This window comes from Kitasatospora sp. NPDC032757 (genome assembly GCF_055579305.1).
The window spans coordinates 96,792-119,666 of sequence record NZ_JBVINN010000002.1 but is presented as its reverse complement, the minus strand read 5'-3'; the positions used below and the strand labels follow the sequence as shown (position 1 = coordinate 119,666).

General features: G+C 74.9%; 19 protein-coding genes. 9 read left to right on the top strand and 10 right to left on the bottom strand.

Annotated elements, in window-relative coordinates; translation table 11 throughout:
* Positions 1 to 55: 55 nt before the first annotated feature.
* A complete protein-coding gene (locus tag ACZ5WK_RS03610; RefSeq protein ID WP_465544552.1) occupies positions 56 to 2,398 on the bottom strand; it encodes a sensor histidine kinase in 2,343 nt (780 codons plus the stop codon).
* A gap of 223 nt (positions 2,399 to 2,621) precedes the next feature.
* Positions 2,622 to 3,257 (bottom strand): response regulator, encoded by a 636-nt coding sequence (locus ACZ5WK_RS03605; RefSeq protein ID WP_465545209.1) that lies wholly within the window; start codon positions 3,255 to 3,257, stop codon positions 2,622 to 2,624.
* 459 nt (positions 3,258 to 3,716) lie between these two features.
* On the opposite strand from ACZ5WK_RS03605, the gene ACZ5WK_RS03600 reads away from it, so the two are divergent.
* Positions 3,717 to 5,996 carry a sensor histidine kinase gene (locus ACZ5WK_RS03600; RefSeq protein WP_465544550.1) on the top strand — a complete coding sequence of 760 codons (2,280 nt, stop codon included), beginning with the start codon at positions 3,717 to 3,719 and terminating at the stop codon, positions 5,994 to 5,996.
* Positions 5,997 to 6,221: 225 nt separating this feature from the next.
* Here ACZ5WK_RS03600 and ACZ5WK_RS03595 read toward each other — a convergent pair whose 3' ends face one another.
* The 6 genes from ACZ5WK_RS03595 to ACZ5WK_RS03570 all read right to left on the bottom strand — a co-directional run bounded on the left by ACZ5WK_RS03595 (position 6,222) and on the right by ACZ5WK_RS03570 (position 10,362).
* The gene (locus ACZ5WK_RS03595) at positions 6,222 to 6,431 is read right to left on the bottom strand and encodes a hypothetical protein (RefSeq protein ID WP_465544549.1); all 210 of its coding nucleotides are present in this window, start codon (positions 6,429 to 6,431) and stop codon (positions 6,222 to 6,224) included.
* Between the two features lie 175 nt (positions 6,432 to 6,606).
* On the bottom strand, positions 6,607 to 7,014 hold the full coding sequence (locus ACZ5WK_RS03590) for a hypothetical protein (RefSeq protein ID WP_465544548.1): 408 nt from the start codon (positions 7,012 to 7,014) through the stop codon (positions 6,607 to 6,609).
* Positions 7,011 to 7,439, bottom strand: a complete 429-nt coding sequence (locus tag ACZ5WK_RS03585) for a hypothetical protein (RefSeq protein WP_465544546.1) — start codon at positions 7,437 to 7,439, stop codon at positions 7,011 to 7,013. The genes ACZ5WK_RS03590 and ACZ5WK_RS03585 overlap by 4 nt, the downstream gene beginning before the upstream one ends.
* A 137-nt stretch (positions 7,440 to 7,576) precedes the next feature.
* A complete protein-coding gene (locus tag ACZ5WK_RS03580) occupies positions 7,577 to 8,728 on the bottom strand; it encodes a dehydroquinate synthase/iron-containing alcohol dehydrogenase family protein (RefSeq protein WP_465544544.1) in 1,152 nt (383 codons plus the stop codon).
* Positions 8,729 to 8,984: 256 nt separating this feature from the next.
* A complete protein-coding gene (locus ACZ5WK_RS03575; protein ID WP_465544542.1) occupies positions 8,985 to 9,686 on the bottom strand; it encodes a cupin domain-containing protein in 702 nt (233 codons plus the stop codon).
* Positions 9,679 to 10,362, bottom strand: a complete 684-nt coding sequence (locus ACZ5WK_RS03570) for a hypothetical protein (RefSeq protein WP_465544540.1) — start codon at positions 10,360 to 10,362, stop codon at positions 9,679 to 9,681. Before ACZ5WK_RS03570 ends, ACZ5WK_RS03575 begins: the two co-directional genes overlap by 8 nt.
* A 362-nt stretch (positions 10,363 to 10,724) precedes the next feature.
* Between ACZ5WK_RS03570 and ACZ5WK_RS03565 the strand changes: the two genes are divergently transcribed.
* From ACZ5WK_RS03565 to ACZ5WK_RS03535, 7 genes are all read left to right on the top strand, one after another.
* Positions 10,725 to 12,044 (top strand): alpha/beta family hydrolase, encoded by a 1,320-nt coding sequence (locus ACZ5WK_RS03565; RefSeq protein WP_465544538.1) that lies wholly within the window; start codon positions 10,725 to 10,727, stop codon positions 12,042 to 12,044.
* A gap of 284 nt (positions 12,045 to 12,328) precedes the next feature.
* Entirely contained in the window at positions 12,329 to 13,543 is a 1,215-nt protein-coding gene (hppD, locus tag ACZ5WK_RS03560; RefSeq protein ID WP_465544536.1) for a 4-hydroxyphenylpyruvate dioxygenase, read from the top strand.
* Between the two features lie 74 nt (positions 13,544 to 13,617).
* Positions 13,618 to 14,817 (top strand): cupin domain-containing protein, encoded by a 1,200-nt coding sequence (locus ACZ5WK_RS03555; RefSeq protein ID WP_465544534.1) that lies wholly within the window; start codon positions 13,618 to 13,620, stop codon positions 14,815 to 14,817.
* The gene (locus ACZ5WK_RS03550) at positions 14,814 to 15,698 is read left to right on the top strand and encodes a hypothetical protein (protein WP_465544532.1); all 885 of its coding nucleotides are present in this window, start codon (positions 14,814 to 14,816) and stop codon (positions 15,696 to 15,698) included. Before ACZ5WK_RS03555 ends, ACZ5WK_RS03550 begins: the two co-directional genes overlap by 4 nt.
* Complete coding sequence (gene fahA, locus ACZ5WK_RS03545; protein ID WP_465544530.1) at positions 15,695 to 16,915, top strand: fumarylacetoacetase; 1,221 nt, start codon at positions 15,695 to 15,697, stop codon at positions 16,913 to 16,915. Before ACZ5WK_RS03550 ends, fahA begins: the two co-directional genes overlap by 4 nt.
* A gap of 142 nt (positions 16,916 to 17,057) precedes the next feature.
* Positions 17,058 to 18,119, top strand: coding sequence for an enoyl-CoA hydratase/isomerase family protein (locus ACZ5WK_RS03540; protein WP_465544528.1), 1,062 nt, complete (start codon positions 17,058 to 17,060; stop codon positions 18,117 to 18,119).
* Positions 18,120 to 18,429: 310 nt separating this feature from the next.
* A complete protein-coding gene (locus tag ACZ5WK_RS03535) occupies positions 18,430 to 19,218 on the top strand; it encodes an enoyl-CoA hydratase (RefSeq protein WP_396319784.1) in 789 nt (262 codons plus the stop codon).
* 165 nt (positions 19,219 to 19,383) lie between these two features.
* Here ACZ5WK_RS03535 and ACZ5WK_RS03530 read toward each other — a convergent pair whose 3' ends face one another.
* On the bottom strand, positions 19,384 to 21,276 hold the full coding sequence (locus tag ACZ5WK_RS03530; RefSeq protein WP_465544526.1) for an NAD-binding protein: 1,893 nt from the start codon (positions 21,274 to 21,276) through the stop codon (positions 19,384 to 19,386).
* A 280-nt stretch (positions 21,277 to 21,556) separates the two neighbouring features.
* Here ACZ5WK_RS03530 and ACZ5WK_RS03525 point away from each other — a divergent pair, with 280 nt between their 5' ends.
* The gene (locus tag ACZ5WK_RS03525) at positions 21,557 to 22,156 is read left to right on the top strand and encodes an HdeD family acid-resistance protein (protein WP_465544524.1); all 600 of its coding nucleotides are present in this window, start codon (positions 21,557 to 21,559) and stop codon (positions 22,154 to 22,156) included.
* A gap of 64 nt (positions 22,157 to 22,220) precedes the next feature.
* Here ACZ5WK_RS03525 and ACZ5WK_RS03520 read toward each other — a convergent pair whose 3' ends face one another.
* The gene (locus ACZ5WK_RS03520) at positions 22,221 to 22,856 is read right to left on the bottom strand and encodes a DUF6461 domain-containing protein (RefSeq protein WP_465544523.1); all 636 of its coding nucleotides are present in this window, start codon (positions 22,854 to 22,856) and stop codon (positions 22,221 to 22,223) included.
* Between the last annotated feature and the right edge of the window lie 19 nt (positions 22,857 to 22,875).

Below are 22,875 nucleotides of genomic sequence, written 5' to 3'. Positions count from 1 at the left end.
CAGGCGCATGACGGACAACAGCTGACGGATCGTGACATCCGGCAGCCGTCGTCCGTCAGCCGAACTCCGACGCGCTGCGCGCGCCCACGCTCGGAGCACCCGCCTCGGAGGCGGCCGGCGTCCGCGGCAGCACCGCCCGGACGATGGCGCCGCCGTCGTGGTTGACGGCGGTGAAGCCGCCACCCAATTCCTCGGCCCGCTCGGCCATCGAGCGCAGGCCGAGACCGGAACCCGCCCGGTGGTCGGTCGTCGCCCCGGACACTTCGCCGGGCCCGTCGCCGGGCCCGTGACCGGGCGCTGCATCGGCCACCGGGAGGGGCGACGGCTCGGCCCGGCCGGAGCCGGCGGTGGCGCCGGCAGGGCCCGGGCCCGGGAAACCGCGGCCGTCGTCGCGGGCCTCGACCACCACCTCGTCCGGGCGCACGCGCAGCGTCAACCGGGCCTCCGTGGCGCCCGAGTGACGCAGCACGTTGTTCAGCGCCTCGCCGCTGATCCGCAGCACCGCCACCTCGACGGCGGCCGGCAGCGCGGGCGGCGGGTCCGGGTCGAGCACCAGGGCGAGCCGGACGTGGTCCCCGTCCAGCCCGGCGACCAGCCGGCGCAGCGCGCCCGCCAGCCCGTCGCCGGCCAGCGCCGCCGGCGCCAGACCCTCCGTGATCCGGCGCAGCTCGACGATCGCCTGCCCGATCCCGGCCGAGACCGCGCGCAGCGACCGGGCGGCCGGGGAGTCCTCGGGAACGGCCGCGCGCGCGGTGTCGACGCCGAGCCGCAGCCCGGAGAGGGTGGGGCCGAGCCCGTCGTGGAGGTCGTGCCGCAGCCGACGGCGCTCCTCCTCCCGGGCCAGCACGATCTGCCGTCGCCCGGCCTGGAGTTCCTCGTACATGCGCAGCGAGGCGATGGCCGGCGCGGCCTGGTCGGCGAGGAAGCGCAGCACCTCGTGGTCCTGGGCGTCCAGTACGGGCTGGCCGGCGCGCGGCGGCGCGTAGAGGTCAGCGATCACGGCGCCCTCGTAACCGAGGGGGAACACCTGGCTGTTGGGAGCGACGGTACCGACCGAGGCGACCTCGTGCGGGCCGTTGCGGGTGTGCAGGACGACCCGGGCGCCGGGCAGGCCGAGGGCGTTGACCACCGTGTCGCAGAGCAGCGGCGGCGCGTCGGCCGGGCTGACGGCGCGGCTGAGCCGTTCGGCGAGCTCGCGCACCACCTGGTAGGGGCGGGCCCGGTCGCCGTAGTAGAAGCGGTCGACGGCGCGGAGCACCCAGCGGGTGGTCGGGCCGAGCAGTCCGCCGATGGCGAGCGCGCCGGCCGCGAGGAGCTGGGCACCGGCGGTGCCGGCATGGGGCAGCGCGCGGCGCAGCAGCAGCCCGATGCCGAGGTAGCCCGAGATCAGCATCGCGGTGAGGGCGAGCACGCTGAGCATCCGGCGGGTGGCACGGTCGAGGTAGCGGGAGCGGTCGCGGGTGAAGGCGTAGCCGACGGCGCCGAGCATCCAGAGTGCGGAGCCGGTGAAGTAGGCGACCGCACCGAAACTCTCCGAACTTCCCATCCGGAGCGCGAGGTTGGTGGTGATCAGCCAGATCAGGTACGGGACGAGCACCGGGGCGACCGTCCGGTGCGGGCGGGCCGAGCGCCGCCACCGCACCGCGGCCACCGTCAGGCTGCCCGTGACGACGGCCCAGGAGACGAGGGTGACGTGCCACTCGTCCAGCGGCAGCCCCTCCCCCTGGGGCACCAGGACGTCCCCGAAGTAGGGCAGGGGTACGCCGAGCCGCACCACGCAGGCGTGGCAGGCGCTCCACACCGCGATCGCGGCGACGAAGAGGCGCCCCCAACCGCCGGGAAGCCGGCCCTCGGGCAGCCAGAGGGGGAGCGCGAGGGACAGGAAGATGAACAGGGTGACCGAGGCGAGCAGCATCGCCGCGCCGACGGCCTCCGGCACGGGGCCGGCGCCGGCCGACGCGGTGGCGAGCAGGAAGAAGCGGGAGAGGCAGCCGCCGAGGCCGGCGGCGAGCATGGTCACGCCGAGGCTGCGGCCGACGGGGCGGGGCTCCCCGGGGCCTGGGCGGGCGGCTTCGGGGGTTGGTGCGGCGGTGGCGCGTGGGCGTGCGGCGGTGGCGCGTGGGGGTACGGCGGCGAGTGCCGGTTCGTCCGGCCCGGCGCGGTGGGCGAGGATCAGCAGGCCGGAGAGCCCGAAGGCGAACCCCAGCAGCACCGTCTCGCCGTCGTGGAGGAAGAACGGCTCGGCCCAGGCGGCGTCCTGGCGGGTCAGGGCCAGCACCACCCAGCCGAGGCCGCTGGCCAGCGTCAGCCCGCAGGCCCAGTAGGCCCAGGTCAGGCCGGCCTGCCCCGGCCGGTCGGCGGTGGCTCGGCTCATGCTGGCCGCGGCCGGTTCGCTCATGTGGGCCTCCGTGTGAGCCTCCGTACGGGCGCCTGCGGGGGTCCCGGACGGACCCCCTTCCCCGCATCCTCGGCGGCCCGCCGTCCCGGGCGCGCGGAACGGCAGGCCGGTCCCGGCCCCGGGTCCGGCCCGCGGTGCAGTCGTGGCCCCGGCCGGCGCTCCGGGCCGCGCTTCGACCAGGGCGCCGTCCGGGTCGCCGTCCGAGCGGGGTGTCCGGGCCGGGTCAGCCGTCGCCGAGGCCCATGTCGCGCGCCCGGGCCACCGCCTCCGCGCGGGTCGCCACGTGCAGCTTCTCGAAGATGTGGGTGACGTGGTTGCGGACCGTCTTCTCCGCCACCACCAGCTCGCGGGCGATCCGCCGGTTGTCCAGCCCCCGCGCCACCAGGTCCAGCACCTCCGCCTCGCGGGCGGTCAGCGCGGGGAACAGCTGGCCCGCCTCGCGCAGCCGGGCCCCCGCCAGCAGCGCGGTGATCCGGCCTGCCACGTCCGCGCCGAACACCGCACCACCCGCCGCGACCGTCCGCACCGCGTGCAGCACCTCCTCCCGGCCCGCGCCCTTCACCAGGTAGCCGCGCGCTCCCGCCTGGAGCGCGGCCAGCAGGCTGCCGTCGTCGTCGGCCATGGTGAGCATCAGCACCGGCGGAGCCGGCGGCTGGGCGGCGAGCAGGCGGGCGGCCTCCAGCCCGGAGCCGTCCGGCAGCGAGAGGTCCATGACCACCACGTCCGGGCGGTGCCGGGCGACCGCGTCCGGCACCGCGCCGACCCGCTCGGCCTCGGCCACCACGGCGATGCCCTCGGCGCTCTGCAGTGCGGCCTTGAGGCCCTCGCGGAACAGCGGGTGATCGTCGACGATCAGCACCCGGACGGGTGAGCCGTCCGGTTCCCCGGGCGGGTCCCCTGACGGCTCACCGGAGGGGTCCCCCGCCTGATCGCGGGCCTGTGCACCCGTCGGCCCGGAGCCCGGCCCGCCGTCGTACCCGTCCGGCCCTTCGCCGGCGGGCTGCCGGACGGCCGCGCGGGCGGGCTGCTCCGCGGGTTCGTCCCGTGGCGCGTCCTGCGGCTCGTCCCGGGGGCCGGGGGCCGGCTGCGGAGCGGGCTGGGCGGCGGGGTGCTGTTGGTCCACCTGGACGACACTACCAGCGATGGTCGAGTGACTTTCCGTGACATGTTCGGAGTGTCGCCCGCCCGTCCGGACCTCCTGCACGCACGACGAGACCGCTGCCCCATGCGCCCGGGACGGCGGGCCGACGAGACTGCCACCAGTGCCCGGCGAACGGCCGTCGGCGGACCACACCCCAGCCCGTTTCGAGGCGGTGCCATGATCACGGTGAGCTCTCCCCGGCCCCGGCCCCGGCCGCCCGCCTGCACCCGCCGGCCCGCCGCCCGTCGCACCGGTGCCCAGCGGCAGCTCGCGGCGGCCGCCGCCGTCACGTGCCTGTGCCTGGCCCTCGCCACCCTGTGGAGCTGTTACGTTCTCGCCCATCTGGGCAATCCGGCCGTGGTGGTGCCCCGGAACCAGCTGCTCGTACTGGCCTACGCGCTGCCCACCGCCGGGGCCGGCATGCTGCTGCACGCGCACCGGCCCGGCAGCCCGCTCGGCTGGGTGATGCTGATCTACGCGCTCGCCTCGATCGCCCCCGACGCGGCGGCCGCGGCCGTCTGGGTCGAGGTCGGCGACCCCGGGATCGTGGGCGCGGTGACCGTGCTCGACGCCGTCTGCGACACGGTCCGCGAGACGCTGTTCTTCGTCCTGCCGCTCTGGCTCCCCTCCGGGCGGCTGACGGACCGCCGGTGGTACTGGTACATCGGTGCGGTCGCACTCTGGCAGATCACGATCTACCTGTCGGAGATCGGCGACGACCGGATGTTCGACCGCGCCAACCCGGTGGCGGGCGCCCCGCCGGCCCGGGCGCTGGCGTGGCTCTACGACCGTGTGGGCGCGTACGACCAGCAGGTCTTCTACGCCCTGGTCGCCTTCGCGGGGGCCGTGCTGCTGGCCCGGCTGCTCAGATCGGCCCCGAGGAACCGCCTGCACCTCGGCCTGATGCTCACGGCCTATCTGTGGTGGGCCGCCATGCAGGACTTCTACACCCGGACGGCCGCGGAGGACTACTGGCGCGCCTATGTGCTCTGGGCCGCGGCGAGCGCGTTCTGGGTCGTCGCCGTGGCCGTTCTGGTCATCAAGGACGGCGGCTGGAAGCTCGACCGGGCCGCCCGCCGGATCCTCAGCGGGCTCCTGCTCGCCACCGGGCTGACCACGCTGTTCGTGGTGTTCGCCGGTCTGCTGTCGAGCTGGCTGGTGCCCGGGCGCGGCGCTGCGGCCCTGCTGCTGATCGTTCTCGTCTTCGCGCTGGGCTCCGGTCTGCCACGGGCGGCCCGGTGGGCGTGCGGGCTGGTCGACCGGCTGTACTACGGCGAGCGTGCCCAGCCCTACCAGGTGCTGCGGACGCTCGCAGAACGCGTCCGGCAGGTGGTCGACCCCGAGCGGCTACCCGTCGCGCTCTGTTCGACCGTCGCCGAGGAGCTGAGACTGCCCGGAGTCGCCCTGACCGTCAGCACGCGGGCAGGCTCGCGCCGGCTGGCCGCGGTCGGGCGGCTGGACGGGACCAGGCAGGGCTTCGAGCTCGTCCACAACGGCACCGTCATCGGTGAGCTGAACGTCGGGCTCCGGGCCGGCGAGGAGCAGCTGGACCGCAGCGACGTGGACATCCTGCGCTCGCTCGCCGACCAGGCCTCGCCGGCGGTTGCCACCCTCCGGCTGCTGGAGGACCTCCAGGCCAGCCGGGAGCAGATCGTCGCCGCACGCGAGGAGGAGCGGCGCTGGCTGCGCCGGGACATCCATGACGGCCTCGGGCCCGCCCTGGCCGGGCTGCGGCTGCGGGTCGACAGCGCCGGCATCGGGCTCGCCGAGGACGACCGGCTCGCGGGCAGCCTGCGCGGCATCTCGTCCGACCTGGCGATGACCATCAAGGAGGTCCGGCGGATCACCGACCGGTTGGGGCCCGCGCAGCTCGGCGAGTTCGGGCTGACCCGGGCGGTCCGGCAGCTGGGCACCACGTTCACCGGCGCGGGCCTGTCCATCGACGTCACGGTGCGGCCGGACCCCCTGCCGGAGCTGCCCGCCGCGGTCGAGGTGGCCGTGTACCGCATCGCGGCGGAGGCGCTCAACAACGTGCTGCGGCACGCCCGCGCCCGGTCCGCCGAGGTCTGCGTCTCGGTGGACCGCGAGAAGCTGACCCTCACCGTCCAGGACGACGGCGTCGGCATCGCGGGCGGAGAGTCGCCGGCGGGCGGCGCGGATTCCGGCGGCGCGGATTCCAGCGGCCCCGGTGGCACCGACGACGCCACGATCGAAGCTGCGGCGGACGGGGCTGCGGCGGACGGGGCTGCGGCGGACGGGGCTGCGGCGGACGGGGCTGCGGCCGCCGGTGCTGCGCAGGCCGTGGCTGCGGCGGGTGGGACGGAGGTGGGTGGCGGTGTCGGGCTGCGGTCCATGTCCGACCGTGCCGCCGAGATCGGTGGCTGCTGCACCGTCGCGCCGCTGAACCACGGCACCCGGGTGCTCGCGGTACTGCCCCGCTACCCCACCACGCCCTGACCGCCCGGCCGGGCGGCAGGCGGCGGGCGGCAGGCGGCAGGCGGCAGGCGGCAGGCGGCCGCCTGAGCATCCGGCCGGCTGTACGAAGCCGCTCGGCCGGGCGCGGGCGCGCGGACCGTGGGCCCGGTCCACCACGGCGCCCACGGCCCGGCCCGCTTCACAGGGGCTGCCCCCGGTACCAGGTCCGGTACCGGGGGCAGCCCCCGTGAGGGAATGTCCGGTCGGTCAGCAGGGCGGCTTGTCGCCGGGCCCGCACTGTCGGGCCGCGCGCACGGCCGTGGCGTCCGGCCGCTTGGCCGGCCGGCTGCCGATGGCTGTCGCGTCGGACGTACTCGACGAGGCGGTCACAGCACACTTGATCGCCGCGCCCGCCGCAGTGACACCCACCAGCAGGGACGCCACGCGCAGTGCCTTCGTTGCGGTGTTTGCAGTCATGGGGATAGCTCCAGATCTTCCGAGTGGTCGAGCCGATCGGCCGCTCTTCCACCACTGTGCGCGGGGGCCCGGCCCGGGCACATGAGCCCGCCGTCCCGTTCCGGTCCCAGGGCGGGAGCGGCAGTCGGGACGGCGGGCGTTTGGGCGGGTGAGGCCGGAGTTCAGGCCCGGGCGTTCACGGGCGGGTCCGTCGTTCGGCGCGGCGGCCGGCCAGGGCGTCCCTGGCAGCCGCGGCGCGGCGGGGTGCGGCGAGGGTGAGGGCCAGAAGTTCGGCGCCGAGCGGTCCGGCGTCGAGGTGCAGCGACGTTGCCCGGCGGGCCAGCAGCAGATCACCGTCGACGGCCAAGTGGTCCGGCCCGTCGGTCGCTCGGCCGACGAGGAGGGAGCCACGCAGCACGTAGAGGACGGTCTCGGCCTCGGCCTGCCCGGGTATCACGTGGTGGGCGCCGGGGCTCAGCCGCAGGTGGTCGAAGGGCTCGCAGGCACTGCTGAGCATCGAACGGCGGGCCAGGCAGCGCAGCCTGATCCGTTCGCCGTGCGGGCCGAGGATGACGGCGGCGGCCGAGGCGGTGGTGACGATCACCTGGGCTCGCCTCCTTTCGGACGCTCGGGGTGGTCGGGGTGGTCCGGGTGGTCGGGGGCTTCGGAGTGCCCGGGGGCCTCGGCGCCGGCCGGGAGCCCGGTGACGGCGAGGACGGCGTGGAAGTACTCCAGGCCCGCCGTACCGGCGGTGAGGGCCGTCCGGGCGCCGAGCGGCAGGGTCAGCGCGGTGCCCTCGAGCAGCGGGATTCCGGCATCGGGGCCCGCCTGCGCATCGGCGTCCGGGGCGGTGGCCGTGCCCGAGCCCGCGGTGATGTAGAGGGCGTGCTCGACGCCCTCGGCGGCGACCTCGGTGCTGCGGCCCGGGTCGAGCCACTGCAGGCCGACCGCGCGCAGCGGGCCGGTCAGGACCCGGCTCGGGTCGACGGCGCCGCGGCGGCGGAGGTCGGTGATGACCGTTCCCGTCATGACAGGACTCCTTCTGGTTCTCCGGCGGTCCGTGCTGGTCCGCCTCTGGTTTCCACGGTGTCGCGCCCGCCGTCCCGGCCACACGGGGAGCCGGTCCCGTCCTGCTCCCCGTGTGCCGCCCGTTCCCCGCCCGCCGGTCATCCGGTGGCGGCGGCCAGCGGCTCCGGGGCGGGGACGCGGCTGTGCGGAACGGCGGTCCGGCCCAGGCCCTCGACGGCTGCCCGGAGCTCGGTGGCGTCGACCGGGGTGAGCAGGCGGCCGCGCGCGCAGTACGGGTGCCCCAGGCCGGCGAGCAGCAGCAGACCGGGCCCGGCGGTGGCGGCGAGTACGGCGGCCGGGGTGCGGGCGCCGGTCCCGGCGGACCGGACGGGGAGCGCGGGCAGGGCCGTCGCCGAACCGTTGCGGGCGAGCAGTGCGTGGTGGGCCCATGCCCCGGCACCGTCCAGCAGGCCGCGGTGGACGGCGATGCGGGCGGCGAGGAGCAGCCCCAGGGCCTCGGCGTCGCCGGGTGCGAGCGCGGCAACGCCGGCACCGGGGGCACCGGCGTCGGCGGCGTTGGCGGCATCGGCGTCGCCGGCGGCGGCGGCGATGACGTGCACCGCCGCGCCGAGACTCCGCCCGTAGTCGAGCGCGAGGGCCGGGCCGGTCTCGAACGGATCGAAGCAGACCAGCGCGGCACGGGCGTCGGCGCAGAGGGCGAGGCAGGCGGCAATGGCCTGCGGCGAGTAACGGCCGTCCGGGCGCAGTACCTTGGCGAGCACCTCGTACTGCGCCGGGCAGACGGCGAGGACGTGGCGGATCACCTCGACCATGCCGGCCCGGGTCTCCGGAGCGGGACGGCCGGCCAGCACATCGCTGCGGACCCAGACCAGCGCGGGCGCGGTGCGGGGAGCCCGGTGCCCGCCCTGGGGCGGGCGCAGCAGCGCGAGCGCGGGGCCGCACGCTGCCGCGAGCGTGGTCGGCAGGCGGACGTCGGCCGGGACGCCGCAGGCCCGTTCGCCACCGATCGCGATCACCACGGTCCGGCCGCCGGACGCCGGTCGCGCCGGCGGCCGATCGGACGGTGCGAGGACGGTGCACGGGGCCAGCGCCTCGGCGATGGTCCGGACCCGGGCGAGATGGTCGGCGGGAGCAGCACCGTCGGTCACCAGGATGAATCGATCGGCTTCGAACTCGGCCAGGCGGTCGGCGAGTTCCATCCAGGCCGCTTCGCCGCCGCGCACCAGGAGGGCGAAGTTCGCGGGTCCGGCCAGGATGCGGCGGTCGAGTTCGGCGGTGCGGCCCATCATGGTCCTCCTCCCGCTGGGTCTGTGACCTCGACCATGGGCCGCCCGGCGCCCCGGGCACCTGAGCCGCCGTTCCCGTCCCGGCCGGTCCCGGGCCCGGCCGGGAGCGACCGGGACAGGGCAGATCCGGCCGGGACAGGCCGGAGGCGGCCGGGAGCGGCCGGACGGGAAGCACCGGGGGCGGGCACCCGCAGAAACCGGCAGATGACCGACGGCAGGAGTTGCGATCCGTCGTCCGGCATCGGCCGGTTGACATCCGTCAGCCGGCTGCGGCCGCCGTCCCTTCCACCACGAGCTCCGCGTGGACGTACTCCAGCCCGTCCGGGCCGGCCGCCAGGTCCGCCGCACTGCCGAGCGGCAGGGTGAGCGCCGTCCCCGGCCGCAGCGGCACCCGTACCTCCCCGGCTGCGGCCCGGCCGCTCCCCGCCGTGACGAAGAGCGTGTGCTCGACCCCGTCGGCGGTGTGGCCGGCCCGCTCCCGGGGAGCCAGGCGGGCGGACTGCAGCAGGCGCAGCGGACCGCCGAGGAGGGCTGACGGGTCCACCGGGCCGGTGCGCCGCAGGTCCCGGATCACCGTGCTGCCCACGAGAGCGTCGCCGTCCCACTGCGCCGGGAGTTCGATCACCAGCCGCTCCAGTGCCCCCGCTCCGAGGTTGCGCAGGCAGTGCCGGGTGCCGACCGCCGTCAGCACCGCGTCTCCGGCGCCGACGGCGTACGGGCGGCCGTCGAGCGTGACCACGCCGTTCCCCGCGAGCACGACGGGGACCTCCCGGGTGCGGGTGTGCAGGTGTTCCCCGCTGACCCCGCCGGGCGGGATGCGCACCCATTCGACGGCCTCCCAGGCCCCGGCGAGCCCGGCGCGGCGGGCCGGGCAGGCCGACCGCGTGACCCCGGCCGCGCCGGGCACACCGTGGACGGCCGCCGGTGTGCCGGTGTCAGCGACCACGACCGCGCTACGCACGGACCTCACATCCCTCCGGCTCCGCGCGCTCCTCACCGACCGGGGTTGCGGTCGACCAGTTCCTCAACCACCACGCAGCGCAGGCATGTTCACGATCAGTCAGATCGTCCACGAATACGCCCGACCCGATCCCCGCCGGCAGTGGCAACCGTTGCCGGCCGTCACGACGGCGGACGGTGTCGGCGAGCGCGCCGCCACCGATCGCGATCACCGGCTCGCCCCGCCGGGAGGTGCCGAAGGAGTCCATCCGGTCGGCGACCCGGAACACGGAGTCCATGGTCTTCACCTGCTCGTGGGCGAGCAGGACCAGCGTCTCGTACTCGACACCCCGGGCGGCCAGGTAACGGTGGAGGTGGTGGCCGTAGAGCTCGTGCACCCGGGCCTCCACGACGACCAGCCGCCGCCCGGGCGGTCCGCCGACCCGGGCCAGGGCGGGGTTGCCCGGATCCAGCACACCGGGCACGAAGCGGACCTGGTGGCGGACGGGCAGCGCGGTGCCCACCGTCCGGCCGGTGACCGGCTCGCCGGTGGCGTGCGGTCCGTGCGGCAGGACCGGGCCGTGGGCGTGGACCGGGCCGTCGACGTGGCCGTGCACGGCGGCGGGGTCGTGCACGGCGGCGGGGTCGTGCACGGCGGCGGGATCGCCGGGCGGTCGGTGCGGACGGTGGAGGGTCACGGTGTGATTCCTTCTGCTCGGGCTGCTGCTTCGGGCGCGTCCCGTCGGGGGTGCACACGTCCGTCCGGGCCTCGCGTCCGTGCGGGCGGGCGCAGCCGGTTCGGACGCGGCCGCCCGGCCGGGCGAGACACCCACCGGGCGGCCGGTCCGACCCCACATTCCGGCGCCCGGTGTCCCGGGCGCACGGGCGACCGGGCCCATCCGCGTCCCGGGCGGAGCACGGGACATGCCCGCGCCGAAGGCCACCCGCGCTCCACCGCGGCCCCGCCCGGCCCGGCCCCCGCCCAACCGCAGCCGGCCCCACCTGCGCCCCCGCCCCACCTCCGCCCCGCCGACGTACGGTGGAAGTCGGAGGCCGCGCCATGCACGTCACCGGTACCCACTTCACCGACCGCACCGACGCGGGCCGCAAGCTGGCCGCCCGCCTGGGCCACCTGCGCGGCCCCGGCACCGTCGTCGTCGCCCTCCCGCGCGGCGGTGTGCCGGTGGCCGCCGAGGTGGCGGCAGCGCTCGGCGCCCCGCTCGACATCTGCGTGATCCGCAAGCTGGGCGTGCCCTACCAGCCGGAGCTGGGCATGGGCGCGATCGGCGAGGACGGCGTCCGGGTGCTGAACGACCAGGTGATGCGCATCGCCGGGGTCAGTTCCGAGCAGCTCGCCCGGGTGGAGCAGGCGGAGCGCGCCGAGTTGGAGCGCCGTGCCCGCCGCTACCGGGGCGACCGCCCGCCCGCCGACCTGCGCGGTCGCACCGTGGTCGTGGTCGACGACGGTGTCGCGACCGGCTCCACCGCCCGGGCGGCCTGCCGGATCGTCCGGGCCCGGGGCGCGGACCGGGTGGTCCTGGCCGTCCCGGTGGCACCCGGGGACTGGACCGACCGGCTCTCGGACGTGGCCGACGAGCTGGTCTGCGTCGGAACGCCGTCGCCGTTCTTCGCGATCGGCGAGTTCTACGCCGACTTCTCGCAGACCGGGGACGACGAGGTGCTGCGCCTGCTCGCCGAGGCGCGTGGCGGCCACCCGCCGGCGCCCGTCGAGGTGGACCGTGAGCTGACCGTACCGGCCGCCGGCGTCCTGCTGGCGGGGCGGCTGACCGTCCCGGCGCGGGCGGCGGGCGTGGTGGTGTTCGCGCACGGCAGCGGCAGCAGCCGGCACAGCCCGCGCAACCGTTACGTCGCCGCGTACCTCAACCGGGCGGGCCTGGCGACGCTGCTGTTCGACCTGCTCACCGAGGCCGAGGAGCCGGACCGGCGGAAGGTCTTCGACGTCGACCTGCTCGGCGCCCGGCTGACCGCCGTCGCCGGACGCCTCGCGGACCAGGAGGAGACGCAGGAGCTCCCGCTCGGCCTCTTCGGCGCCAGCACCGGCGCCGCCGCCGCGCTCTGGACGGCGGCCCGGCTGGGCGACGACGTGCGCGCCGTGGTCTCCCGGGGCGGGCGGCCTGACCTCGCCGGTCCCGGGCGGCTGGCCGCGGTCACCGCGCCGACGCTGCTGGTGGTGGGCGCCCGGGACGGCACGGTGATCGATCTGAACCGGCAGGCGCGGTCCCGGCTTCGCTGCGAGAGTGAACTGGCGGTGGTGCCGCACGCGGGCCATCTGTTCGAGGAACCGGGCACGCTGGACCGGGTCGCCGAGCTGGCCCGCGACTGGTTCCTGCGCCACCTGCCACCCGGCTCACCGGCCTGACCAGGCAGACCTTGCACGCCGGGCCGGCACCGTCGTCCCGGCCGACCGGCCGACCAGCCGGTGTCGGCAGATTGCGCCGCCACCCCGATCAGCAGCACATTTTGCCCAGCCGAACCCAGGATTTCCTGATCAGCTTGTACACATTGAACAGTGAAATCCCGACCTGTTGCCCAACCATCCCGCAAGGAGCAAGCTCTCCGCTCAGCCGCACCGCCCACCCTATGCGGCGCGGCCGCCTCAAGCGGATGCCTCAATGCCGAGGCCTCAATGTGGAGGAACGACCGATGACCCCGCAGTCCCACGCCCTTGAGCTCACCCCCGAGGAACGCGAGGCCGGTCTCGACGCCGAGCAGCTGCGCCGCCTCGTCGGACTCGTCGAGCACGACCCCGCCACGGACCCGTTCCCTGTCATCGCGCAGGACGCCATCGTGTTCGTGGTGGGCAACGCCACCCAGACGGCGCAGTTCTACCAGGCCGTGTTCGGCATGGAGCTGGTCGCCTACTCCGGTCCGGAGACCGGCCGGCGCGACCGCAAGGCCTTCGTCCTCCGCTCGGGCTCCTGCCGCTTCGTCATCAAGGGCGGTGTCGCCCCGGACAGCCCCCTGCTGGACCACCACCGCCGGCACGGCGACGGCGTCGTCGACCTGGCGCTGGAGGTGCCGGACGTCGACAAGTGCATCGCGCACGCCCGCGCCCAGGGCGCCAGAGTGCTGGAGGAGCCGAACGACGTCTCCGACGAGCACGGCACCGTGCGCCGCGCCGCGATCGCCACCTACGGCGAGACCCGGCACACCCTGATCGACCGCTCCCGCTACCACGGCCCCTACCTGCCGGGCTTCGTGGCCGCCCAGACCAGGGTGACCCGCCCGGCCGGGCACCCGAAGCGGCTGTTCCAGGCGCTGGACCACGCGGTCGGCAACGTCGAGCTCGGCAAGATGGACGAGTGGGTCTCGTTCTACAACCGGGTGATGGGCTTCGTGAACATGGCGGAGTTCGTCGGCGACGACATCGCCACCGAGTACTCGGCCCTGATGTCCAAGGTGGTGGCCAGCGGCAACCACCGGGTGAAGTTCCCGCTCAACGAGCCGGCCATCGCCAAGAAGAAGTCGCAGATCGACGAGTACCTGGAGTTCTACGGCGGCCCGGGCTGCCAGCACCTGGCGCTCGCCACCAACGACATCCTCTCCACCGTCGACCAGCTGCGTGCCAACGGCGTGGAGTTCCTCTCCACCCCCGACTCGTACTACGACGACCCGGAGCTGCGCGCCCGGATCGGCAAGGTGCGCGTCGAGGTCGAGGAGCTGAAGAAGCGCGGCATCCTGGTCGACCGCGACGAGGACGGCTACCTGCTGCAGATCTTCACCAAGCCGCAGGGCGACCGGCCGACCGTGTTCTTCGAGTTCATCGAGCGGCATGGCTCGCTCGGCTTCGGGAAGGGCAACTTCAAGGCGCTCTTCGAATCCCTGGAGCGCGAGCAGGACCGTCGCGGCAACCTCTGATCACCACCCCTGATCAGAGCCGGTCACGCGGTGACCGGCAAGGAACCGACGGACGGGCCAGGAGGAGCAGGACGATGGCGTACTACCGGCAGCTGGGCAGCATCCCGCCCAAGCGGCACACCCAGCACCGCACACCCGAGGGCGGGCTGTACTACGAGGAGTTGATGGGCGAGGAGGGGTTCTCCTCGGACTCCTCGCTGCTCTATCACCGGGGCATCCCCTCGGCCGTCGTGGACGCGGTGCCGTGGGAGCTGCCGGACCAGTCCACGGTGGCCAACCATCCCCTGCTCCCCCGCCACCTCAAGCTGCACGAGCTGTTCGCGGGCCAGGAGTGGAAGTCCGCGGACGTCGTCGGCAGCCGCCGCCTCGTTCTCGGCAACGCCGACGTGCGGATCTCGTACGTCGCCGCCGGGGCCCCGAGCGAGCTGTACCGCAACGGGCTCGGCGACGAGTGCGTGTACGTGGAGTCCGGCACGGGCACGGTCGAGACGGTGTTCGGCACGCTGGAGGTCGGCCAGGGCGACTACGTGGTCATCCCACGGGCGACCACCCACCGCTGGGTGCCGTCCGGCGACGAGCCGCTGCGCGCGTACTGCATCGAGGCGAACAGCCACATCACCCCGGTGAAGCGTTTCCTCTCCAAGTACGGCCAGCTGCTGGAGCACGCCCCGTACTGCGAGCGGGACCTCCGCGGCCCGTCCGGCCCGCTGCTGGTCGAGGGCACGGACGTGGACGTGCTGGTCAAGCACCGGGGGGCGAACGGCATTTCGGGCACCCGGTACACCGTGCCGCACCACCCGTTCGACGTGGTCGGCTGGGACGGCTGCCTCTACCCGTACGTGCTCAACATCCGGGACTACGAGCCGATCACCGGCCGGATCCACCAACCGCCGCCCGCGCACCAGGTGTTCGAGGGCAACGGCTTCGTGATCTGCAACTTCGTGCCCCGCAAGGTGGATTACCACCCGCTGTCGATCCCCGTCCCGTACTACCACTCCAACGTGGACAGCGACGAGGTCATGTTCTACTGCGGCGGCGACTACGCGGCCCGCAAGGGCTCGGGGATCGGCCAGGGTTCGATCTCGCTGCACCCCGGCGGCCACACCCACGGCCCGCAGCCGGGTGCGTACGAGCGCAGCATCGGCGTGGAGTTCTTCGACGAGCTCGCCGTCATGGTGGACACCTTCCGCCCGCTGGAGCTCGGCGAGGGCGGCCGGGCGAGCGAGGACTCCAACTACGCCTGGACGTGGTCGGGCCGGGGGCCGCAGCGATGAGCGGCGCCCCCACCGGCTCCGACGGCGCCGTCCCCCCGCTCTTCCAGGGCCTCTTCGACGACGCGGCGGTGTTCCCGCCGGGGAACCTGCCGCTCGCCGAGGCGGTGCCGGCGCACCGCGCGCACCGCTCCGCGTGGTACGCCGAGGCGGTCGGCCCGCTGCTCTGCGGCGCGGGCCGGCTGGGCGAGCTGGCCGCGGCGGCCCCGGCCGGCGCGGGCGACGCTCTCCGGGTCGGGCTCGTACTGCCGGGGGGCAGTGCCGAGCTCGGCCCGGCGCTCGCCGCCGCCGCGCCGTTCGAACTGGCCGGCGTCGAGCTGGCCACCCGGGACGCCCACGAGGCGGTGGCCGCCCTCGACCTGCTGCTGCCACCGGACGTGCCGGCCGCCGTCGAGCTGCCGCGCGAACTGCTGCGCGGTGACGCCCTGGGCGAGGTGCTGGACGTGCTGGTCGACAGCCCGTACCGGGCGAAGTTCCGCACCGGCGGGGTCGTGGCCGGCGCCTTCCCGGACGAGGACGAGCTGGCCGGCTTCCTCACCGGCTGCGCGCAGCGCGGCCTGCCGTACAAGTGCACGGCAGGGCTGCACAACGCCGTCCGGCACACCGACCCGGTCACCGGCTTCGAGCACCACGGTTTCCTGAACGTCCTGCTGGCCGCGCTGGAGACCGACCGGCGGGCCGCGGCCGAGGTGCTGGCGGAGCGCTCGGGCGAGGTGCTGGCCAAGGCGGTCCGCGAACTGACCGACCGTCAGGTTACGGTGATCCGGAACTCGTTCACCGCGTTCGGCACCTGCAGCATCGCCGAGCCCCTGGACGACCTGGCCGCCCTCGGCCTGCTGTCGCCCGGGGCCCGCCCCAGCCCCACGCCCCAGGAGGACCGTTGACCACGCCCCGCAGCTGGCTCGCCAGCGCCCAGGACTCGCCGTTCGGCGTGCACAACCTGCCGTACGGCGTCTTCACGGCGGCCGACCGGCCCGGCCGCCGGCGGATCGGCGTGCGCATCGGGGAGTTCGTCCTCGACGCCGGCGCCGCCGCCCTCGCCGCCGGGGCGCCGTCCGCCCTGCTGGACGCCGACACCCTCAACCCGCTGCTGGGTGCGGGCCGTTCGGTCTGGTCGGAGGTCCGCGCGTCGCTGACGCACTGGCTCACCGACGAGTCGTTCCGGGAGGCTCTCTCGCCGCTGCTGGTCCCGGTGGCCGAGGTCGAGCTGCACCTGCCGTTCGAGGTCGCCGACTACGTCGACTTCTACGCCTCCGAGCACCACGCCACCAACCTGGGCCGGATCTTCCGCCCTGGCTCGGACCCGCTCACCCCCAACTGGAAGCATCTGCCGATCGGTTACCACGGCCGGGCCGGCACGGTCGTGGTCTCCGGCACCCCGGTGGTCCGCCCGCACGGGCAGCGCAAGGCGCCCGCCGACGCGGTGCCGTCCTTCGGCCCGACCCGCCGGCTGGACATCGAGGCGGAGGTCGGCTTCGTGGTCGGCGCCCCGTCCACGCTCGGCACGCCCGTCACCCTGGACGACTTCCGCGAGCACGTGTTCGGCGTCTGCCTGGTCAACGACTGGTCGGCGCGGGACATCCAGGCCTGGGAGTACGTGCCCCTCGGCCCGTTCCTCGGCAAGTCCTTCGCCACCTCGGTCTCGCCGTGGATCGTGCCGCTGGACGCCCTGGAGCACGCGCGCGTCACCCCGCCGGCCCGGGACGTCGAGCCGCTCCCCTACCTGGACGACCGCGGCGGCGAACCCTGGGGCCTGGACCTCGGGCTGGAGATCCGCCTGAACGGGCACCCGGTCTCGCGCCCGCCGTTCGCCTCGATGTACTGGACGGCGGCGCAGCAGCTCACCCACATGACGGCGAACGGCGCCTCGCTGCGCACCGGCGACCTCTTCGCCTCGGGCACCGTCAGCGGCCCCGGGCCCGAGACCCGGGGCGCGCTGATCGAGCTCACCTGGAACGGCGAGGAGCCGCTCAAGCTCCCCGACGGCACCACGCGCACCTTCCTGGAGGACGGCGACGAGGTCACCATCACCGCCACCGCCCCCGGCCGCGACGGCACGGTGGTCGGCTTCGGCGAGGTGACCGGCCGGGTCGTGCCGTAACGGCCGGTGGGTGAAGGGCGGCGCCGGACTCCCGGTGCCGCCCTTCGCACGCCCGCCACCCCGGCCCTGTCCGGACAGGACCTTGTACCGTGGGCGGCGAGGATCTTCGAACACGCGGCGACGAGGAACGGGAGCGGGCCCGATGAGTGCAGAGGTGCAGGTCCACCGGGACGGCGGCGTCGGGCGGATCGTGCTCGACCGGCCGCGGGCGCTCAACTCGCTGACGCACGGCATGATCACGGCCGTCCACGCGGCGCTGGAGGGCTGGGCGGCGGACGACGCCGTGCGCGTCGTGGTGCTGACCGGGGCCGGCGGGCGCGGGCTCTGCGCGGGGGCGGACATCCGGGCGATCCACGAGGACGCCAAGGCGGGCGGGGCCGGGTCGCGGGCGTTCTTCCGGGACGAGTACCGGCTGAACGCCCTGATCGCCCGGTACCCGAAGCCGTACCTGGCCGTGATGGACGGCATCACGATGGGCGGCGGCGTCGGTCTCTCCGCCCACGGCGCGGTGCGGATCGTCACGGAGCGCTCCACCGTGGCGATGCCGGAGACCCGGATCGGCCTGGTGCCGGATGTCGGCGGCAGCCTTCTCCTGGCCCGCGCCCCCGGCGAGTTGGGCACGCACCTCGGGCTCACCTCCGCCTCGATGGGGCCCGGGGACGCACTGCTCTGCGGCTTCGCGGACCACTTCGTGCCCTCGGCGGCCGTCCCCGCGCTGCTCGCGGAGCTGACCGCCGCAGCGGACCCGGCCGCGTCCGTCGCCGCCGATGTCGCCGCCGTCGTCACTGCTCATGCCGAGGCGGCGCCGCCGGCCGCGCTCGCGGCGCAGCGGGAGTGGATCGATGCCTGCTACGCCGCCGACACCGTCGAGGAGATCGTCGCGCGACTGCTGGACACGGGGCTCCCGGAGGCCAAGGAGGCAGCCGAGCAGGTGCTCGGGAACTCGCCGACGGCCGTCAAGGTCACCCTGGCAGCGCTGCGGCGGGCCCGCACGCTGCCCACGCTGGAGGCGGTGCTGGACCAGGAGTACCGGATCTCCTGTGCGGCCCTGGCCGGGCACGACCTGGTCGAGGGCATCCGCGCGCAGGTGGTGGACAAGGACCGCAACCCGCGCTGGTCGCCCGCCGACCTCGCCGGGGTGTCGGAGGCGGAGGTCGCCCGCCACTTCGCACCGCGCGAGGGCGACGAGCTGGGCCTGGCCTGATCGGGCGGGGCCGGGCCCCGGGGGCGGTCGGTCACCGTCGCCGCCCGCGCCGCGGCGACCCAACGCGCTCGCCCGCCGCGGCGTCGTCGGGGCTGTCACCGCCCGGCGGGCCGCCGAGCGCCACGGCGTGCGGGCCACCGAGCCGTACGGGGCGTGCGGGTCCGCCCGTGGCCGACGGTGGCGGGCGGCGCGATCCGTGACGACCGTCTCGCATGGCAAGACTGGCGCGAGCAGGGGTGCTTCGGAGATCGTTGGGCGGTCAGGGCGCCCCCTGAGCGGTGCCGAGCAGCGGACATGGGAGTCAACGGCGATGACCGAGACCACCGAGACCTACGAGACGATCCTGGTCGAGCGCAAGGGCCGGGTCGGGCTGATCACGCTCAACCGGCCGGAGGCGCTGAACGCGCTGAACACCCGGCTGATGAACGAGGTCGTCGCGGCCGCCACCGCCTTCGACCGGGACCCGGAGATCGGCGCCCTGGTGATCACCGGCTCGGAGAAGGCCTTCGCGGCCGGCGCCGACATCAAGGAGATGCAGGGCAACCGGTTCCCCGACGTCTACCTGGACGACTGGCTGGGCCCGTGGGACCGGCTCGGCGAGCTGCGCAAGCCGGTGGTGGCGGCGGTGGCGGGCTTCGCGCTGGGCGGCGGCTGTGAGCTGGCGATGCTCTGCGACATCCTGCTCGCCGCGGACACCGCGAAGTTCGGGCAGCCGGAGATCAAGCTCGGTGTCATCCCGGGCATCGGCGGCTCGCAGCGGCTGACCCGTGCGGTCGGCAAGGCGAAGGCGATGGAGCTCTGTCTGACCGGCCGGATGATGGGTGCCGAGGAGGCCGAGCGGGCCGGCCTGGTCTCCCGGATCGTCCCGGCCGACCAGCTCCTGGCCGAGGCGCTGGCCGTCGCCGAGAAGGTCGCCGAGATGTCGGCACCGGCCGCCATGATGCTGAAGGAGAGCGTCAACCGCGCCTTCGAGACCACCCTCGCCGAGGGCGTCCGCTTCGAGCGGCGCCTGTTCCACGCCGCGTTCGCCACGGCCGACCAGAAGGAGGGCATGGCCGCCTTCGCCGAGAAGCGGCCCGCCTCCTTCACCCACCGCTGACCGGAACGGCGGCGACCGGCAGCGGTTCGGCGACGGCGGCCGGCCGTCGGCGGCCGGGGACCGGCGGGTGACGCGTCACCCGTGGCGGCTGACGGATGCTGAAGTCCGTCAGCCGCCGCCCGTCCACCGGGACTTGCCGGCCGTGACCCGTCGACGCCGGGCCCGTCACTCCTCGCTCACCAGCGCCGTGTTGAGCCGGGCCAGGCCGCTGCGGGTCGCGGCCACCACGATCCGGTCGCCGGGGACGAGGGCGCGGGTGCGGTCGGGGTAGTTCCACTGGTAGGTGTGCGGGCTGCGGGCCAGGCGGACGGCGACCACACGGACGCCGCCCGGGTCCTCCAGGTCGTGCCGGTTCATGCCGATCAGGCCGCTGCCGTCCTCGACCCGCAGTTCGGCGATGAGCAGCACGTGCCGGAAGACCGACAGGGTGCCCAGCACCTCCCGCCCCATCAGGGCGGCGGCGAAGGCGGGCGCGGCCAGGTAGGAGGTCGAGCGGGAGGCCGCGTTGTCCAGCGTGGCGTAGACGTGCCTCGCGAAGTTGTCGTCGAACAGCCGGACGACCACCCGGACGTCCGGCCGCCCCGCACGCGCCTCCAGTGCCGCCTCCAGGTTGGTGGCGTCGTCCCCGCTGACCGCGACGACCGCCCGGCTGTGCTTGAGCCGGGCCCGGCGCAGCTGTTCCGCGAGCGGGCCGTCGTCGACGACCACCGGCACGCCGAGCGCGCGGACCGCCGAGATGCCGCGCGCCTGCGGATCGCGTTCCAGCCCCACCACCGGCACGCCCAGTCCGTGCAGTTGGGCGACGACGCGGGTGCCGACGTTGCCCAGGCCGGCCACGATGACGTGGTCCCGGGTGCCGGCGCCGGGGTTGCGGTGCTGGCCGCGCCGGCCGGAACCGAGCACCTCGACCATGATGGCGGTCGCGACCGGCGCGAAGGTGATGCCGCAGAAGGTGATCACCACCTGGGCGACCCGCTGCCAGAGGCCGCCGGTGCCGGCGCCCGAGGCCGCGTCGGCGGGCTGGTCGGGCTGGGCCGCGCCGGCCAGGTCGAGCAGCGAGACGTAGAGCGACCAGCCGAAGTCCCGGTTGAGGTACCAGAGCAGGCCGAAGGCCATCAGCACCGCGGCGAGCGCGGTGATCAGCACCAGCCGGAGCCGGGCGCTGGTGAAGTAGCGCAGGGTGTCGAGCAGCCGCCAGCGCAGCCGGCGCGCCCAGGCGATCCGGACCGGCGGTTCGCTGGGCAGGGCCTGCAGCGCGGCCACGCCGCCGGTCTCCTCGGGCTCCGGCTCCCGTTGCGCAGGAACTCCCCCGCTCTCTCCCCTGTCCTCTCCTCCGCCTTCTCCCCTGTCCTCTCCCCCGCCGCCGGCTCCGCCGCCCCCGCCCCCGGCTCCACCCCGCCGGACCGGTCCGTCGTCGCCGAACTCGGAGGCCAGCCGGACGAAGGGGGCCGAGTCGCCCTCCTGCTCGGGCAGCAGCCGGATCCGGGTGAGGTCCTGCCGGTCGATCTGGTCGGCGACGATGCAGATCCGGCCGGAGTCGATGTCGTCGTCGTAGGCGATGTGCAGGAAGCGGTCGCCGACCTGGACGGAGTTGGGGCGGGAGAGGGCGGCTGCCGCGAACGCGGGCGCGGCGGTGGCGGAGCCGGAGAGCGCGGCGCCGTTCTTCAGCAGCCGTTCGATGTTCTCGCCGAGCCGCTGGTTGAACATCCGCAGCACGATGCGGATGTCGGGGTTGTGCTCCTGGGCGCTCAACGCGGTGTGGATGTTCTCCTGGTCGCTGCCGTCGACCAGGGCGATCCCGCGGGCGGTCTCGACCCGGACGGCGCGCAGCACCTCCTCGGTGAGGCTGCTGTACTCGACCACGGCGGCGACACCGGGCAACTGCTCGATCTGCGGCGCGTGCTCGCGTGTGCGGTCCGGGACCAGCACCACCACCGGGACCTCGTAGTGTTCGACGAGTTCGACGATCAGGCGGTGGGCGAGCGCGTTGCCGCCACAGACGATGTAGTGCTGGCTGACCGGCTCGACCGGAGGGGTCCCCCACCCTGCAGAAGTCATATCGCCGGATGATATCTACCGCGTGTGAGCGGAAGGTGTCCCCGGGGTGGCTGAGGGGAGATCAGTTCGCGTCCCGGGCCGCGGATCCGCGGCCCCATGCCCGGGTCCCGCCCCGTGCCCGACCCGTGCCATCCCCCGAACGGGCGTACCCGACGGGCGGCCGGCCCCTCCCGTGACGATCATGAGGAGCGCCCACCCGTCACGGGCCCGCCCGGCCACGCAGAGGCCCGTGCGGGCCTGTGGGCCCCCGCCCGTCACCCGCCGTCAGGAGTACGCCACCGTGGTCTCCCCGATCATCACCCCCAACGGTTCCCCGGTCCAGGGCCCGCTCGCGCTGCTCGCCAAGGCCGCCTGGCAGGTGCTGCTGATCGCCGGGCTCGCCTCGCTCGCGCTCGGGATCGTCGTCTTCGTCTGGCCCAAGCAGACCCTCCTGGTGGTGGGCGTGCTGTTCGGCCTCTACCTGCTGATCATCGGGATCGTGCAGCTGGTCGCCGCCTTCGGCACGCACGCCAGTACCGCCATGCGGGTGCTGGCGTTCATCAGCGGCGCCATCTGCGTGCTGCTCGGCCTGCTCTGCTTCCGCAGCGCGGCGCAGTCGTTGCTGCTGCTGGCGATCTGGATCGGCATCGGCTGGCTGTTCCGGGGCATCACCCAGCTCGCCGCCGCGATCTCGGACGACGCCATGCCCGCCCGCGGCTGGCAGGCCTTCGCCGGCGTGGCCAACACGCTGGCGGGCGTGCTGCTGATGGTCTGGCCGGTCGGGTCGATCACCGCCCTGACCGTCCTGGCCGGGTGCTGGCTGGTGATCCTGGGCCTGATCGAGGTCGTGACGGCCTTCCAGGTCCGCTCCCGGGCCAAGCAGATTCCCTCCGGCGTCTGACCCCGGAGCCGGGGACCCCGGCCACCCACGTCTGCGTGCGCCCGCAAACGGCCGCTACGGCCGCTTACGGCTGCGGGGCGTAGCCGAGCAGGAAGCCCGCCGCGTCCAGGCGCTCCGGAGTGAGGCGGACGTCCGTCAGCCGCTCGGCGAGCGCGAACGCCGCCTCGGTGTGCAGCCTGGGCCCGGCGTGGTCGGCGTCGGTGAGGTCGAAGCCGCAGTGCGCGAGCAGCTCCGCCACCCCCGGGGCCTCGGCGTCCTCGCCGTCGCGCTGGGTGGGGAAGAGCGGCTCGAAATGCAGCCGGTTCAGCGCCCCCTCCTGCCAGTGGAAGCTGTCCACCGCGTTGCAGTTGCGGAAGTGCGAGACCAGGCGGGTGCCCTCGGCGAGCCTGGGCAGCACGTCCCACAGGGAGCCCAGGTAGCCGTTGGCCTCGACCGCGACGGCCCAGCCGTCGATTTCGGTGACGGCGACGAGCATCAGCTCCTCGTCGCCCTCCGGGGCGTGCTCGTCCTCGCCGTCGTCGAACTCCTCCCAGGCCTCCACGACCGCCGCCAGGCCGGTGACCCGACGGCCCGGGACGGCGTCGAACCGCCGCAGCAGATCGTCGGCGGAGATCCCCTGGACGTGCGTCAGGCAGTAGGCCTCGGCGAGGTCGGGGTAGCGGTCCTCGAACCAGGTGAAGTCGGTGGCGTGTGCAGGCATGTGAGGGATGCTGCCAGAT

What these genes read in the sequence shown, in the direction of transcription:
- ACZ5WK_RS03610 (WP_465544552.1), bottom strand. Translation starts at nt 2,398, where the DNA reads ATGAGCGAACCGGCCGCGGCCAGCATGAGCCGAGCCACCGCCGACCGG.
- ACZ5WK_RS03600 (WP_465544550.1), top strand. Translation starts at nt 3,717, where the DNA reads ATGATCACGGTGAGCTCTCCCCGGCCCCGGCCCCGGCCGCCCGCCTGC.
- ACZ5WK_RS03595 (WP_465544549.1), bottom strand. Translation starts at nt 6,431, where the DNA reads ATGACTGCAAACACCGCAACGAAGGCACTGCGCGTGGCGTCCCTGCTG.
- ACZ5WK_RS03585 (WP_465544546.1), bottom strand. Translation starts at nt 7,439, where the DNA reads ATGACGGGAACGGTCATCACCGACCTCCGCCGCCGCGGCGCCGTCGAC.
- ACZ5WK_RS03580 (WP_465544544.1), bottom strand. Translation starts at nt 8,728, where the DNA reads ATGATGGGCCGCACCGCCGAACTCGACCGCCGCATCCTGGCCGGACCC.
- ACZ5WK_RS03565 (WP_465544538.1), top strand. Translation starts at nt 10,725, where the DNA reads ATGCACGTCACCGGTACCCACTTCACCGACCGCACCGACGCGGGCCGC.
- hppD (WP_465544536.1), top strand. Translation starts at nt 12,329, where the DNA reads ATGACCCCGCAGTCCCACGCCCTTGAGCTCACCCCCGAGGAACGCGAG.
- ACZ5WK_RS03555 (WP_465544534.1), top strand. Translation starts at nt 13,618, where the DNA reads ATGGCGTACTACCGGCAGCTGGGCAGCATCCCGCCCAAGCGGCACACC.
- ACZ5WK_RS03550 (WP_465544532.1), top strand. Translation starts at nt 14,814, where the DNA reads ATGAGCGGCGCCCCCACCGGCTCCGACGGCGCCGTCCCCCCGCTCTTC.
- ACZ5WK_RS03540 (WP_465544528.1), top strand. Translation starts at nt 17,058, where the DNA reads ATGAGTGCAGAGGTGCAGGTCCACCGGGACGGCGGCGTCGGGCGGATC.
- ACZ5WK_RS03535 (WP_396319784.1), top strand. Translation starts at nt 18,430, where the DNA reads ATGACCGAGACCACCGAGACCTACGAGACGATCCTGGTCGAGCGCAAG.
- ACZ5WK_RS03530 (WP_465544526.1), bottom strand. Translation starts at nt 21,276, where the DNA reads ATGACTTCTGCAGGGTGGGGGACCCCTCCGGTCGAGCCGGTCAGCCAG.
- ACZ5WK_RS03520 (WP_465544523.1), bottom strand. Translation starts at nt 22,856, where the DNA reads ATGCCTGCACACGCCACCGACTTCACCTGGTTCGAGGACCGCTACCCC.